General features: G+C 69.3%; 14 protein-coding genes. 3 read left to right on the plus strand and 11 right to left on the minus strand.

What is annotated here, in order from left to right; all coding sequences use genetic code 11:
- Positions 1-152 precede the first annotated feature (152 nt).
- Positions 153-1,475 carry an MATE family efflux transporter gene (locus ACQP1V_RS42450; RefSeq protein WP_433417360.1) on the plus strand — a complete coding sequence of 441 codons (1,323 nt, stop codon included), beginning with the start codon at positions 153-155 and terminating at the stop codon, positions 1,473-1,475.
- 98 nt (positions 1,476-1,573) lie between these two features.
- Here ACQP1V_RS42450 and ACQP1V_RS42455 read toward each other — a convergent pair whose 3' ends face one another.
- The 7 genes from ACQP1V_RS42455 to rpsF all read right to left on the minus strand — a co-directional run bounded on the left by ACQP1V_RS42455 (position 1,574) and on the right by rpsF (position 5,921).
- Entirely contained in the window at positions 1,574-2,317 is a 744-nt protein-coding gene (locus tag ACQP1V_RS42455; protein ID WP_433417363.1) for an amino acid ABC transporter ATP-binding protein, read from the minus strand.
- Positions 2,317-3,165, minus strand: a complete 849-nt coding sequence (locus tag ACQP1V_RS42460) for an amino acid ABC transporter permease (protein ID WP_433417366.1) — start codon at positions 3,163-3,165, stop codon at positions 2,317-2,319. Before ACQP1V_RS42460 ends, ACQP1V_RS42455 begins: the two co-directional genes overlap by 1 nt.
- Entirely contained in the window at positions 3,162-4,040 is an 879-nt protein-coding gene (locus ACQP1V_RS42465) for an ABC transporter substrate-binding protein (RefSeq protein WP_433417369.1), read from the minus strand. The genes ACQP1V_RS42460 and ACQP1V_RS42465 overlap by 4 nt, the downstream gene beginning before the upstream one ends.
- 176 nt (positions 4,041-4,216) lie before the next feature.
- A complete protein-coding gene (gene rplI / locus ACQP1V_RS42470; RefSeq protein ID WP_387413933.1) occupies positions 4,217-4,663 on the minus strand; it encodes a 50S ribosomal protein L9 in 447 nt (148 codons plus the stop codon).
- Positions 4,664-4,681: 18 nt separating this feature from the next.
- On the minus strand, positions 4,682-4,918 hold the full coding sequence (gene rpsR, locus ACQP1V_RS42475; RefSeq protein WP_061256131.1) for a 30S ribosomal protein S18: 237 nt from the start codon (positions 4,916-4,918) through the stop codon (positions 4,682-4,684).
- 86 nt (positions 4,919-5,004) lie between these two features.
- On the minus strand, positions 5,005-5,535 hold the full coding sequence (locus tag ACQP1V_RS42480) for a single-stranded DNA-binding protein (RefSeq protein ID WP_433417372.1): 531 nt from the start codon (positions 5,533-5,535) through the stop codon (positions 5,005-5,007).
- Between the two features lie 95 nt (positions 5,536-5,630).
- Positions 5,631-5,921 (minus strand): 30S ribosomal protein S6, encoded by a 291-nt coding sequence (rpsF, locus tag ACQP1V_RS42485; RefSeq protein ID WP_433417375.1) that lies wholly within the window; start codon positions 5,919-5,921, stop codon positions 5,631-5,633.
- A gap of 181 nt (positions 5,922-6,102) precedes the next feature.
- On the opposite strand from rpsF, the gene ACQP1V_RS42490 reads away from it, so the two are divergent.
- Complete coding sequence (locus tag ACQP1V_RS42490) at positions 6,103-6,420, plus strand: hypothetical protein (RefSeq protein WP_433417378.1); 318 nt, start codon at positions 6,103-6,105, stop codon at positions 6,418-6,420.
- A gap of 31 nt (positions 6,421-6,451) precedes the next feature.
- Here ACQP1V_RS42490 and ACQP1V_RS42495 read toward each other — a convergent pair whose 3' ends face one another.
- Positions 6,452-6,628, minus strand: coding sequence for a hypothetical protein (locus ACQP1V_RS42495; protein ID WP_433417381.1), 177 nt, complete (start codon positions 6,626-6,628; stop codon positions 6,452-6,454).
- 249 nt (positions 6,629-6,877) lie between these two features.
- Here ACQP1V_RS42495 and ACQP1V_RS42500 point away from each other — a divergent pair, with 249 nt between their 5' ends.
- Positions 6,878-7,672, plus strand: coding sequence for a deoxyribonuclease IV (locus tag ACQP1V_RS42500; protein ID WP_387413928.1), 795 nt, complete (start codon positions 6,878-6,880; stop codon positions 7,670-7,672).
- Positions 7,673-7,741: 69 nt separating this feature from the next.
- Here ACQP1V_RS42500 and ACQP1V_RS42505 read toward each other — a convergent pair whose 3' ends face one another.
- From ACQP1V_RS42505 to ACQP1V_RS42515, 3 genes are all read right to left on the minus strand, one after another.
- Positions 7,742-9,007 (minus strand): glycosyltransferase 87 family protein, encoded by a 1,266-nt coding sequence (locus ACQP1V_RS42505; protein WP_433417383.1) that lies wholly within the window; start codon positions 9,005-9,007, stop codon positions 7,742-7,744.
- 4 nt (positions 9,008-9,011) lie between these two features.
- Positions 9,012-10,340: a glycosyltransferase family 87 protein gene (locus ACQP1V_RS42510; RefSeq protein WP_433426131.1), complete on the minus strand. Its 1,329-nt coding sequence runs from the start codon at positions 10,338-10,340 to the stop codon at positions 9,012-9,014.
- Between the two features lie 273 nt (positions 10,341-10,613).
- Complete coding sequence (locus tag ACQP1V_RS42515; RefSeq protein ID WP_433417386.1) at positions 10,614-13,130, minus strand: transglycosylase domain-containing protein; 2,517 nt, start codon at positions 13,128-13,130, stop codon at positions 10,614-10,616.
- Positions 13,131-13,286: the final 156 nt, after the last annotated feature.

Below are 13,286 nucleotides of genomic sequence, written 5' to 3' on the forward strand. Positions count from 1 at the left end.
ACGCCACTCAAGCCGCGCTGAGCAGCCGAAACATTATCCAAGGGCTGTGGAGGAAGGAAAATCGGACGATAGCCGAGACCGGATCGGCATGGCGGCTCCGCGACGCCAGGTAACAATGCCGAGCATCGATATGTAACTGGCAAAATACCCTTATGCCACTGACAAGGGACGCCGATCGGCGGGGAGCCTCCGGCGCCGGGCACCGGGAGATCCTCCGGCTCGCCGTCCCCGCGTTCGGGGCCCTGGTCGCCGAGCCGTTGTTCCTGCTGACCGACTCCGTCATCGTCGGACGGCTGCCCGATCCGGCCCTCGGCGCTCTCGGCGTGGCGAGCGCCGCCCTCTCCGCGATCGTCGGCCTGTGCGTCTTCCTCGCGTACGGCACGACCGCGGCGGTGGCGCGGCAGATGGGCGCGGGCGAGACGCGCCGGGCGATGCGGCAGGGTGTGGACGGCATGTGGCTGGCCGCGGCGGTGGGCGTCGCCGTCATCGCCGTCTGCTGGCCGCTCGCCCCGGGCATCGTCGACCTCTTCGGCGCCTCCGACCGGCTGGCCGAGCTGGCGACCACCTATCTGCGGGTCAGCCTGCTCGGCACGCCCGCGCTGCTTCTCGTGCTCGCGGGCACGGGCGTGCTGCGCGGCCTCCAGGACACGGTGACGCCTCTCGCGGTCTCGGTGGGCTCCTTCCTGCTGAACGGCGTGCTGAACGCCTGGTTCGTCCTCGGGCTCGGCTGGGGCGTCGCCGGGTCGGCCTGGGGCACGGTCATCGCCCAGGCGCTCGGCGCGGCCGTCTACCTCGTCATGGTGGTCAGGGGCGCCCGGCGGCACGGCGCCCCGCTCCGGCCCGACCTCGCCGGAATCCGGGCCGCCGGCACCGCCGGCCTGGCCCTGGTCATCCGTACAGCGTGCCTGCAGGTGGTGCTGCTGACCGCCACGTCGTTCGCGACCCGGATGGGCGACGCGCAGATCTCCGCGCACACCATCGCGACGCGGATCTGGACGTTCCTCGCGTTCGCCCTGGACGCCATCGCCATCGCGGGGCAGGCGATCACCGGCCGGACCCTGGGCGCGGGCGACACGGCCGCGACCCGGTCGGCCACCCGCCGCATGGTCGCGTGGGGGGTGGGGTGCGGCGTCGTCTTCGGCCTGGCCGTTCTCGCGCTCCGCCCGCTGATCCCGGGGGTGTTCGACACTCCCGGCGCGGTGTCCGAGCGGCTGGACGAGGTGCTGTGGCTGGTGGCGCTGTTCCAGCCGGTGGCGGGTGTCGTGTTCGTGCTCGACGGCGTGCTGATCGGCGCGGGCGACCAGCGTTACCTCGCCTGGGCCGGGTTGGTCACCACGCTCGCGTACCTGCCGTTCGCCTTGGTCGCGGGGAGCCTCGTCGCGCTGTGGGCGGCCTTCGGCGTGTGGATGCTGGCCCGGATGCTCACGCTCTCCTTCCGCGCGTACGGCACGGCCTGGCTGGTCACGGGGGCATGACCGGCCGGAAGTAAGGAGCCCTGTACGGCGCGGCCCGCTCGCGCCGCGCACGCGCCACGGACGCGGCCGTCACCGCCGCCGACCGCCCCCGGGGAGCGTCAGAGTCGTCCGGAGTCCAGTACGCGCTGGAGGAACTCGCGGGTACGCGGATGCTCGGGCGAGGAGAACATCTGGTCGGGAGAGCCGCGTTCGAGCAGGACGCCTCCGTCGAGGAAGCAGACGGTGTCGGAGATGTCCCTGGCGAAACTCATCTCGTGGGTGGCCAGGATCATCGTCATCCCGGTGTCCTTGAGCTCGCGGATGATGCTCAGCACCTCGGTGACGAGGATCGGGTCGAGCGCGGAGGTCACCTCGTCGAGCAGCAGCAGCCGCGGCTGGGTGGCGATGGCCCGGATGACGGCCACCCGCTGCTGCTGGCCGCCGGAAAGCCGGTCGGGGTACTCCCCCGCCTTGTCCGCGAGGCCGAACCGGGCCAGCAGCTCCCGCGCCTGCTCCTCGGCCTGCGCCTGGGCGACCTTGTGGACCTTGCGCGGGGCCAGGGTGATGTTCTCCAGCACGGTCATGTGCGGGAAGAGGTTGTAGGACTGGAAGACCATGCCGATCCGCTTGCGGACCTCGTCCACGTCCGCGCGTACGTCCGTGATCTCGTCGCCGTCCAGGTGGATGGCGCCGTCGTCGACGGTCTCCAGCAGGTTGACGCAGCGCAGCAGCGTGGATTTGCCGGAGCCGGAGGCCCCGATCAGGGTGACCACCTCGTGCGCCGCCACGTCGAGGTCGATGCCGCGCAGCACGCTCTGGTCGTGGTAGTTCTTCCACACGCCCTCGATGCGCAGGAGCGTCATCAGGCACCTCCGGGGCCGCGGCGGCGGGCGGCCCGCGCCGACAGATAGTCGGTGAACCGCGCCATCGGGATCGTGAGCAGGATGAACAGCAGCGCCGCGACGAGATAAGGGGTGTAGTTGAACTTCCCGGCGGCGTAGATCTGCGCCTGCCGCAGCGACTCGATCACACCGATCGTGGAGACCAGCGCGGTGTCCTTCTGCAGGGAGACGAAGTCGTTGAGCAGCGGCGGGATCACCCGGCGCACCGCCTGCGGGAGCACGACGTGGCGCATGGCCTGCCCGTGGGACAGCCCGAGCGAGCGTGCCGCCGCGATCTGGCTCGGGTGCACCGTGTCGATGCCCGCGCGGAAGACCTCCGCGACGTACCCGCTGTACGCGAGGACGAGCGCGATGACGCCGAGGGTGATCTCGTCGGACGGCACGCCGGACAGTTGGAGCGCGGGCAGGCCGAAGCCGACGAGCATGATGACGAGCAGGGTCGGTACCCCGCGGAACACGTCGGTGTAGACCACGGCCAGTACCCGCAGCGGGAAGAAGACCGGCGCCCGCAGCCCCCGGGCAAGGGCGACCAGCAGCCCGAGCACCAGGATGATCGGCTCCGCGATGAGGAAGATCCGGACGTTGATCCAGAAGCCGTGGAGCACGTCGGGCAGGGACCGGACGAACGCCTCGGGGTTGAAGAACGTCTCCTGCACCCGCGGCCAGCCCGGAGAGGTGGTGACCAGGACGCCCACCAGGGTCAGGAAGACGATGGTGGACGCCGTGGCGACCGAGCTGGAGCGGATCGCCTGCCGGCGGCGGATCCGCTCCCTCTCCAGCTGCCGGGGGCTCTTGGGGGGCTGCGTCACTTCATCTCCGGCGCGCCGGCCGCCGCGCTCAGCCACTGCTGCTCGATCTTGGCGAACTCACCGGAGGACTTCAGCGCGCCGATGGCCTCGTTGACGCAGGAGACCAGGGAGCTGCCCTTCTGGAAGACGAGCCCGAACTCCTCGGGCGTTCCGCCGGTGGCGGCGAACTGGCCGACGATCTTGGAGTTCTCCACCTGGGCGGCGGTGACGTAGAACGCGGTCGGCAGGTCCACCACGATGGCGTCGACCTGCTTGTTCTTGAGCGCGTTCACGGCGTCCACCTGCTGGGTGTAGACCTTGGTCTCCTTCGCCGGCTGGATCACGCTCTTGACCGCGTCGAGCGCGGTGGTGCCGACCTGGACGCCGATGGTGGCGTCCTTGAGGTCGGCCAGCCCCGTGGCCGAGGCGTACTTGCCGCCGTCCAGCGCCACGATGCCCTGCTTGACCGTGTAGTACCCCTCGCTGAAGTCGACGACCTTGGCCCGGTCGGGGGTGATCGAGATCTGGTTGAGGTCGAAGTCGAACTTCTTGTCCCCCGGCGCGTACGCGGTGTCGAACGGGATGGTGGCCCAGGCGACCTCATCCTTGGTGAAGCCGAGCTTGTCGGCCACGGCGTAGGCGATCGCGCTCTCGAAGCCCTCACCGTTGGTCGGGTCGTCGTTCTTGAACCACGGCTCGTACGCGGGCTTGTCGGTGCCGATGGTCAGCTTGCCCGGGGTGATCAGCGTGAGCTGGTCCTTCGCGCAGCTCGCCGCGGCGGCCGGGCTGCCCGAGGTGCCCCCGGCCGGCTGGGCCGCGTCGTTGGTGGCCGGTGCGCACGCGACCGCCGCCGTCGTGAGGACGCCGAGCGCCAGCAACAGCGAAGGACGGTGCATTTCAGCCTCCATGGCATAAAGATCGTGCATGGTCCGCGTTTGGGACGGGCTAGATACTATCGGCCGTTTATTTCAGGCCCGCTGGGGAAGGGCCGCGCACGTCGAAGGGCCGCGCACGTCGAAGGGCCCCTCCCGGCACGGGAAGGGCCCTTCGATTCGGTCGGGTGACGGCTGGGTCAGCCGGCGACGACCTCGACGTCCAGGGTCGCGGACACCTCGGGGTGCAGCTTGACGCTGACCCGGTGGGAGCCCACGCTCTTGATCGCATTGCCGATCTCGATGCGGCGGCGGTCGAGCTGCGGACCGCCGGCGACGGTGACGGCCTCGGCGATGTCACCGGTGGTGACCGAGCCGAAGAGACGGCCGCCCTCGCCGGCGCGGGTCTTCAGGACCACCTTGAGAGCGCCGAGCCGGCCGGCGACCTCCTTGGCCGTGCCCAGGTCGCGGATCTCGCGGGCCTGACGGGCCTTCTTGATCGAGGCGACCTGCGACTCGGCGCCGCGGGTCCACCGGATCGCGAAGCCGCGCGGGATGAGGTAGTTACGGCCGTAGCCGTCCTTGACCTCGACGATGTCGCCGGGGGCGCCGAGGCCGGAGACCTCAGTGGTGAGAATGAGCTTCATGTCCTGAGACTCCTTTCCTTAGCGCGCGGTGCTCGTGTACGGCAGCAGGGCCATCTCACGAGCGTTCTTGATAGCGGTGGCCACGTCGCGCTGGTGCTGGGTGCAGTTGCCCGTCACCCGGCGAGCACGGATCTTGCCGCGGTCGGAGATGAACTTCCGCAGCAGCGCCGTGTCCTTGTAGTCGACGTAGGAGATCTTGTCGTGGCAGAACAGGCAAACCTTCTTCTTCGGCTTGCGCAGTGCCGGCTTCGCCATCGTGGTGCTCCTTTCAGAGCCCCGCAAGATGCGGGAATGGTCGCTCGGATACGTTTTCGTGGGTTGGTGTCACCTGGAAAGGTGATCTAGAAAGGCGGTTCGTCGCTGAAGTCGCCGCCGCCGAAGCCGCCGCCACCACCGCCGCCGCCGCCCTGGTTGAAGCCGCCGCCACTCGAAGGAGCGGGGCTGGCCGACGCCCAGGGGTCGTTCGCGGGGCCGCCGAAGCCGCCGCCACCGCCGCCACCCTGCCGGGCGGTCTTGTTCACCTTGGCGGTGGCGTTGCGCAGCGAGGGGCCGACCTCGTCGACCTCGACCTCGTAGACCGTGCGCTTCTCGCCTTCCTTGGTCTCATACGACCGTTGGCGCAGCCGTCCCTGCACGATGACCCGCATGCCGCGCTGCAGGCTCTCGGCGACGTTCTCCGCCGCCTGTCGCCACACGTTGCAGGTCAGGAACAGGCCTTCGCCGTCCTTCCACTCGTTGGTCTGGCGGTCCAGAAACCGCGGAGTGGATGCGATGCGGAACCGGGCCACAGCCTGCCCCGTCGGGGTGAAGCGCAGCTCCGGGTCGTCGACAAGGTTGCCGACGATGGTGATCGTGGTGTCGCCTGCTGCCATCGGTCGCTTTCGCCTTCCTATCCCGTCAGCTCAGCCGTAAGGGCTTCAGAGTACGGCCATGGCCCGACAAAAACGCCGGGCTCGGCCGTTCTCGGTCAGTGGAGCTCGGGACGGATGACCTTGGTACGGAGAATGCCCTCGTTCAGGTTCATCTGGCGGTCCAGCTCCTTGACCGTGGCGGGCTCCGCGGTCAGGTCGACCACGGCGTAGATGCCCTCGGCCTTCTTCGCGATGTCGTAGGACAGCCGGCGGCGGCCCCAGACGTCGACCTTCTCCACGGTGCCGCCATCGTTGCGGATGACGCTGAGGAACTGGTCGAGCGAGGGCTGCACGGTGCGCTCATCGAGCGCCGGGTCGAGGATGACCATCAGCTCGTAACGACGCATGCGGAATCCAACCTCCTCTGGACTCTTGCGGTCACGACGCCTTGCCGTGACAGGAGGACGCTGCGGGCGGCGCGGGGAAATTCCACCCCACGCATATCCAACACAGCCGATTCAGGCTACCAGTCCCCTGGCCGTACGCGCCCCCGCGAGGGAAACTGAGCAGCAGAAAGGGGTGACGCACATGCCGAACGTCCTTGGCCGCGTCAGAAGGCCGACCCACCGCCTCACCCTCAACACGGACGGCAAGCCGCACACTCTGGAGAACACCCTGGCGGTCAGCACGCTGGTCGTCGGTCTCCTGGCGCTCGTCACCGGGTTCGTCGTCAGTCTCCACCCGGTCGCCTCATGGGTGGGCACGATCGGCTTCTGCGGCGGGCTCTACGCGCAGTATGTCTCCGTGACGACCCCGCAACGCAGCCTCATCATCATCGGGATCGTGGGCTCCTTCGTGGGCGCCGCGCTGGGGATCGCCCACGGCGGGTTCCTCCCGACCCACTGACGCGTGACACCGGGCCGCCGGGCCCGGCCGTTCAGCGTGCCAGGTGGAGGTCCACGCCCAGCAGCACGAGCACCCAGAGGAAGACGGAGAGGAACGCCTCGGCGATCTGCCGCAGGACGCCGGGCGTCAGATAGTGGTGCGTCCAGGCGACATAGACGCCGACGGCGAGATAGATCAGAAAGACGACACGGAGCAGCCGGGGGGTCATGTCGGCCTCCTCGCGATCCGGCGCGTGCGGCGCCACTGACGAGGAGGCTGCCCGGTCACGTCTTCTTGAAACGCTCTTTACCGGTGTCTTAAGGTCCCCCTCGCCATCGGGACGCGCGCCGACCGGACCGTCTAGTGTCGGTACGACCTAGTGTCGGTACGGCGGCACGCTCCCGCCGGGCCCGGCCGTACGGAGGAGCACGCGGCTCCTTCCACACACGTTTCCCCGACCCACGGAGGTACGACGACGATGGGCAGTGGCCAGGACGGGCGCCTCCCGCGCATCGGCGCGCACGTCGACCAGGACGACCCGCTCGCCCACGCGGCGGCGCGCGACGCCGACGTCGTGCAGTTCTTCCTCGGCGACCCGCAGGGCTGGAAGGGCCCTGTCCTCCCGGAGAGCGCGGACGCGATCAGGGACTCGGACGTGGAGGTCTACATCCACGCGCCCTACGTGATCAACGTGGCGACGGCGAACAACCGGATCCGCATCCCGAGCCGCAAGCTGCTGGAGAGCCACCTCAAGGCCGCCGCCTCCATCGGCGCCAAGGGGCTGATCGTCCACGGCGGGCACGTCAACAAGGACGACGACCCGCAGATCGGGTTCGACAACTGGCGCAAGGTCTTCGAGCGGATGGACTGCCCCATCCCGGTGCTGATCGAGAACACCGCGGGCGGCGGCAACGCGATGGCCCGGCGGCTCGACCGGATCGCCCGCCTGTGGGACGCGGTGACCTCGGGCGCGCGCGACGCCTCGATGATCGGATTCTGCCTGGACACCTGCCACGCCCACGCGGGCGGCGAGGACCTCGCCGACGTCGTGGACCGGGTGAAGGCCATCACCGGCCGGATCGACCTGATCCACTGCAACGACTCGCGCGACGCCTTCGACTCGGGCGCGGACCGCCACGCCAACCTGGGGGCGGGCCAGATCGACACGGAGCGGATCATCGCGATCTGCCGCCAGGCGCAGGCGCCGATCGTGGTGGAGACGCCGTTCGAGGGCCAGGCGGACGACATCGCCTTCCTACGCAAGCACCTCTGATCCCCACCACGGATCCACAGCCTGTGGATAACTTCTCTGGATTGAGCGCGCGTAAAAACGGGTAAGGGCCTACGCCTTTCGGATCCCGGGACCGCGCGCGGCCATGCCGTCCCGGGAAACGCCCAGATCCTCGCCAACCGCGGCGAGTTCGTCGCGCCGGCCCCGGCCCGGCCTGCGGGTGCTCCGCCAGAGCTGGACGAACGACACGACGGCCGCCGCGAGGAAGACGAGGTTGCGCGCGACCAGGATCAGCGTGCCAGGCAGCCGGCCGCTCCAGCTGTAATCCTCCTCCACCCAGGGGTACATGATCCCGGTCAGCAGGGTCGCGACGAGGATGAGCCAGGCGGCGGGCCGCTGCCAGGTCCGCGCGGCGAACACCACGGCCGTGACGCCGAGGATCCAGATCAGGTACTGCGGCGACAGCACCCGGCTGGTCACCACCAGGAACAGGACCGTGGTCAGCGCCGCGTCATAGTAGGTCCTCTCGGTCGGCGCGGCGCGGAACCACCAGACCGCGAGCAGGATGAGCGCGACCGGCGTCGCGGCGACGCTCACCAGGGTGGCCGTCTCCACGCCGGGCCCGACGAGCTCCATCGCACCGTGCTGGTACGTGGTGAACCCGCCCCACCACCCGAGCGCGCGGGCGAGCGCGAACGGCGTGGCCGCGAGTGACTCGATCTGCAGCCCCCGGTCCTGCTGGGCGGTGAGGAAGTCGAGCGCGTGCGGCAGGACCAGGGTGGCCACGCCGCAGCCGAGCACCACGACGACCAGGGCCGAGGCGCCGCCGGTCAACAGCTCGCGCCAGCGGCGCAGCCCGGCGAGCAGCGCGACCGGCCACACCTTGATCGCCAGACCGAACCCGATCAGCGCTCCCCGCACCGCCGGGTTCGTCGAGAGCGTGAGCGCGAGGACCGCGACCAGGGTCACCATCAGGTCGTACCGGGAGATCAGCAGCGGCCCGAGCAGGGCCGCGCCGATCGTCCACGCCCACACGCCGGTACGGCTGCCGCCGGTCTTGACGGTGAACCGGCACAGCAGCAGCAGGATCGCCAGGTCGCACACCAGCGCGAGCACGTAGAAGTCGATCCGGTAGCTCCACGGCAGCAGGTGCGGCGCGAGCATGGGCAGCGCCGCGTAGGGCGGGTACTGCCACTTGTCGTCCCCGGCGGGGAACTCACCGCCGAGCAGGATCCGCGACCAGTTGCCGTACAGCGTGACGTCGCCCTCGAACGACCCCTCGTGCCCGACCGGGATGACCTGCGTCGCGGCGAGGAAGAGCGCCAGGCGCGTGATCAGCCAGACCGGCAGGACCTGCCAGGGAAACCGATGTCGCACCCTTTCAGGCTTCCACGACCGGGACGTCGGCCTTCGGCCGGGGCGGGAGCGTGAACCGGTCCTCGGCCCCGTCGAACACGCCGCCGGACGGATCGTCGGCCCCGGATGCCCGCACCGTGTCCAGCTCCGGCCGCAGGATGTCCCGTACGACCAGGGCCATCAGGACGACGATCGTGATCGCTCGAGCCCAGACCGACAGGAAGTACGCGGTGTCGCCGATGCCGAGGTCCGCCCCCTCCGGATACTGCGCGGTGAGGTAGAGCCAGATCGAGAAGAAGTACCAGCACTCGGCGATCTGCCAGGCGAGCAGCGCGCCCCACTTCGGCCGGGCCAGGACGGCGAACGGCACCAGCCAGAGCACGTACTGCGGCGACCACACCTTGTTCGTCACCATGAACGCGGCGAGCGCGAGGAAGCAGAGCTGCATCAGCCGGGGGCGGTGCGGGGCCGCCACGGCGAGGACCGCGATGCCCAGCAGCAGTACCGCGAGCGCGCCCATGGCCATCGTGTTCAGCGACTCCGCGTCCGCGAGGAAGCCCCAGTCCTTGCGCTGGAAGAAGAACCACAGGCCGCCCCAGTCGGCGCCGCGTTCGCTGCTGAAGGAGTAGAACCGCTTCCAGCCCTCGAAGTTGATCAGCATGACCGGCACATTGGCGACCAGCCAGGTCCCGGCCGCCGCGAGCGCCATACGCAGGAACGGCGTCCACTTCCCCGTGCGCACGGTGAGCAGGAACAGCGCGCCGAAGAACATCAGCGGATAGAACTTCGTCGCCACCGAGAGCGAGAGGAGCACCCCGGCGAGGATGTGCCGGTCGCGCGACCAGGCGAGCAGCCCGCCCAGCGCGAGCGCCCCGGCCGCCAGGTCCCAGTTGATGTACGCGCAGAGGATGACCGCCGGGCCGATGGCGTACCAGAGGGCGTCCCAGCGGCGGGCCGGCCCGGCCAGGGCCGCCATGACGAGCACGCCGGCGACCAGGGAGCCGCCCATGAGGATGACCGTGATGTCGTAGAACGCGACACCGTCGCCGCTCGCCAGCCGCCGGACGAACTCCATGATCGCGCCGATGCCGACGGGGTATTCGACCGGATAGTCGACGTAGGGGATCTTCCCCTCGTTCAGGTGCTCGGCCCACCAGAGCGGATAGATGTCGGTGTAGCAGAAGTTCGTGTACTGCCCGATGCCGCCGTTCCACGCGCCCCCGAACCGGCACGGCCATTTCCACAGAAACGCGAGCACCGCGCCGAGGCCGGCGAGGAGCCCGAGCGGCAGGTACGGCACGGCCCTCTGCGCGGCCGTGCCGAGCGGCCCAGGAGCGTTGGTGGTCCGAGTCATCACGCGCCTATCGTTCACTTCGGGGGAAAGGTTGCGGGGGGCGTACGGGCGGCTCTCCGCCCACCGACGATCAGCTTTTCAGCAGCGGCGCCGTACGCACAATAAGCCAGAATCGGTGGAACGGTCTTTCGTGATGTTCGCCCGGCCCTCCACGTTTACCGGGTTCGCGGGCGGCGAATTCAGCGCGTTCCGCACTGAATCTTTCAGCGGATTCTCCCGTTCACGGAAAAGGCGAAGCCCCCGCGCGTACGGGACGCGCGGGGGCTTCGGGCGCTACCTGCCCGTGCTGGGCGTGGTCCTCCTGGTGCCGGACGGCGAGGGCGCGGGGGCCGCCGCCGGGGCCTGGCCGAAGCCGTTGCCGACGTCCACCGGGTCCTCGCCGTCACCGCCCGGATCCATGTTCCCGCCGTTGCAGGAGAGGTCCATGGGGTCGCAGCCGGTCGTGTCGTCCGGCGGGAACCCGAAGTCGTCCGGGGGGAACCCATCGTCCTCGGGCGTGGCCTTCGGCGTCGGTGTCGGGCTGGGCACGATGTTCTCGGGCTGGCCGATGCCGGACCTGCCGGGGAACTGCTCGACCTTCTCGTCCTTCATCGCCTCCAGCATGAACGCGCGCCAGATGCTGGTCGGCTTGTCGGCACCTTCGAAGCCGAGCGAGGCCTCCTTGGCCGAGGATCCCTTGGGACAGGCCAGTCCCTTGAGCGGGACGAGCTTGCCGCTCTTGGTGGTGCGGCACTCCTCGCGGTACATGCCGACCGCGGTGACAAGCTGCGGGGTGTAGCCGACGAACCAGGCTTCCTTCGTGTCGTTGTTCGTGCCGGTCTTGCCCGCCGCGGGACGGCCGATGCCCTTGCCCGCGGCCGTACCGGACTTGAGCACCTCTTCCATCGCCACGGTGGCGTCCGCCGCCGCTTCGGCGCTGATCACGTCCCTGGATGTCGCCTGCTCGCGCACGATGACGAGGTTGCCCTTCTTGACCTCCTTGACGACGTGGTAGTCCACGTGCTTGCCGGCGTTGGCGAAGATCGAATAACCCGCCGCCTGCTCGACGGGGGTCACCAGAGCGCTGCCGATGGAGAACAGGTACTTGTGGTCCGCGACGTCCCTGTCCATCCACTGCTTGCTGAGGCCGGCGCCGATGGCGATCTGCTTCACCGCGGCGAGCTGGCCGATCGTGCCGCTCTGCTCGTCCATCGTGTACGCCATGGACGCGAACGCGGTGTTGACTGACTGGGAGGTGGCCTTGACCAGGTCGATGGCCTGGCCGACGTTGTGGCTGTTCTTGATCGGGGTCGTCCCGGGCAGCTTCTCCGGCACCGTCACGTTGCCCGGCACGTAGCTGTTGAGGCTGTGGCCGGCGTCCAGCCAGGCAGCCAGCACGTACGGCTTGAAGGCCGAGGCCGCCTGCTTCCTGGAGTCGAACGCGTTGTTCCAGTTCCTCTTCACGTAGTTGTCACCGCCGTAGAAGGCGATCACCCGGCCGTTGCGCGGATCGACCGCGGCGAGCCCGGCGTTGTACTCCTTCGACATGCCGTTGGTGACGCCCTTCACGGCCTTCTGCGCCTCGATCATCAACCGCTTGTCGAACGTCGAAATGATCTTGTAGCCGCCGCTCCTGACCATGTCCGGTGACACACCCTGCTGCTTGAGCTCCTCCATGACCTGGATGATCATGTAGCCCTTGAGCCCGCCCATGGCGTCCTTGTTGTTCTCCTTCGCCAGCTTGGGGAACTTCTTGGGGTCGACGAGCTTGGCGTCCTGCACGCCGTACTTCGCCGGGAGCCCGCCGTACTTGGCCGGGTCCAGTTTGGCCATACCGTCGATGACGTATGCGAAGCGCTCCTGGGTGGGGGCGAAGTTATTCTTCTGCTCCTCCACGTCGAACCGGCTGGGGCTCTGGATGCGACCGGCGAGGTAGGCGGCCTGGGCCTCGTTCAGCTCCCAGACGTGCTTCTTGAAGAATGCCCGCGCCGCCGCCTCGATCCCGTTGGCGCCACGACCGAACGGAACCGTGTTGAGGTACTGCAGGAGGATGAAGTCCTTGCTCTTCTCCTTGTTGAGCTTGACCGCGACGAAGATCTCCTTGATCTTGCGCTGCGCGCTGACCTCCCTGCTGAGGCCGTCGTAGTAGTTCCTGGCCATCTGCTGGGTGATCGTCGAAGCACCCTGGACCTGCTCGCCGGTGACGGTCATATAGACCGATCGCATCAGGCCGCTGAAGGAGATGCCGGAGTCCTCGCGGAAGCTGCGGTTCTCCGCGGCGATCACCGCGTCCTGCACATGCCGGGGGATCTTGTTGATGTCCTCGATGTTCACTCGCGACTGGCCTACGCGCCCGATGGCGGTCTTGCCGTCGCGGTAGTAGATCACGCTGCCCTGGGCCGTGGCGTCCTCCTGCGCCCCCACGGGGACCGGCGTGTTCGCGTACGCGATGGCGATCATGCCGAAGACGCCGGCCACCAAAACGGTGAACCCGGCCACGACGATCTTCCAGCTGGGGATGAACCGCTTCCACCCGGTACGGCGCGGCTTGCGGTCGTCATCGTCGTCGCTGTCGCGAGGACCCCGCGGCCCGCGGCCTCCGGGCCCTCCCGGACCCCGGCCTCCCGGCCCCCCGGGGCCGCGACCACCCGGACCGGGCTCGCCCCTGCGGCGCCGCCCGTCCACGCCCAGCGCCTGGGTCTCCTCACCGTCGCCCCGGCGACGCGGCTGCCCCGAGGGCGCGCCCATGACCTGCGTCCGATCACCACCCGGCCGGCCACCAGGACCGCCGGGGCCGTCCGGCCGGGGCATGTGCTGGGTGCGCTCCTGTCCGCCAGGGCCACCGGGACCGTTCCTACGCGGATCGGGTCCCGGGCGCTGTGCGGGCGGCACGGGCGACATGCCCTGCGTGTCCTCGTAGGCCGCCTCGCTGCGACGCGAGGCGCCCGGCCGTCCGCCGGGAGGTCC

The organism is Microtetraspora malaysiensis, from assembly GCF_050947145.1.
Lineage (GTDB): Bacteria > Actinomycetota > Actinomycetes > Streptosporangiales > Streptosporangiaceae > Microtetraspora_A > Microtetraspora_A malaysiensis.

Bases quoted from the DNA above. Each gene is read 5' to 3' on its own strand.
- ACQP1V_RS42500 (WP_387413928.1), top strand. From the start codon at position 6,878: ATGGGCAGTGGCCAGGACGGGCGCCTCCCGCGCATCGGCGCGCACGTC.
- rplI (WP_387413933.1), bottom strand. From the start codon at position 4,663: ATGAAGCTCATTCTCACCACTGAGGTCTCCGGCCTCGGCGCCCCCGGC.
- ACQP1V_RS42465 (WP_433417369.1), bottom strand. From the start codon at position 4,040: ATGCACCGTCCTTCGCTGTTGCTGGCGCTCGGCGTCCTCACGACGGCG.
- rpsR (WP_061256131.1), bottom strand. From the start codon at position 4,918: ATGGCGAAGCCGGCACTGCGCAAGCCGAAGAAGAAGGTTTGCCTGTTC.
- ACQP1V_RS42495 (WP_433417381.1), bottom strand. From the start codon at position 6,628: ATGACCCCCCGGCTGCTCCGTGTCGTCTTTCTGATCTATCTCGCCGTC.
- ACQP1V_RS42455 (WP_433417363.1), bottom strand. From the start codon at position 2,317: ATGACGCTCCTGCGCATCGAGGGCGTGTGGAAGAACTACCACGACCAG.
- ACQP1V_RS42490 (WP_433417378.1), top strand. From the start codon at position 6,103: ATGCCGAACGTCCTTGGCCGCGTCAGAAGGCCGACCCACCGCCTCACC.
- ACQP1V_RS42515 (WP_433417386.1), bottom strand. From the start codon at position 13,130: ATGCCCCGGCCGGACGGCCCCGGCGGTCCTGGTGGCCGGCCGGGTGGT.
- ACQP1V_RS42450 (WP_433417360.1), top strand. From the start codon at position 153: ATGCCACTGACAAGGGACGCCGATCGGCGGGGAGCCTCCGGCGCCGGG.
- ACQP1V_RS42480 (WP_433417372.1), bottom strand. From the start codon at position 5,535: ATGGCAGCAGGCGACACCACGATCACCATCGTCGGCAACCTTGTCGAC.
- ACQP1V_RS42510 (WP_433426131.1), bottom strand. From the start codon at position 10,340: ATGACTCGGACCACCAACGCTCCTGGGCCGCTCGGCACGGCCGCGCAG.
- rpsF (WP_433417375.1), bottom strand. From the start codon at position 5,921: ATGCGTCGTTACGAGCTGATGGTCATCCTCGACCCGGCGCTCGATGAG.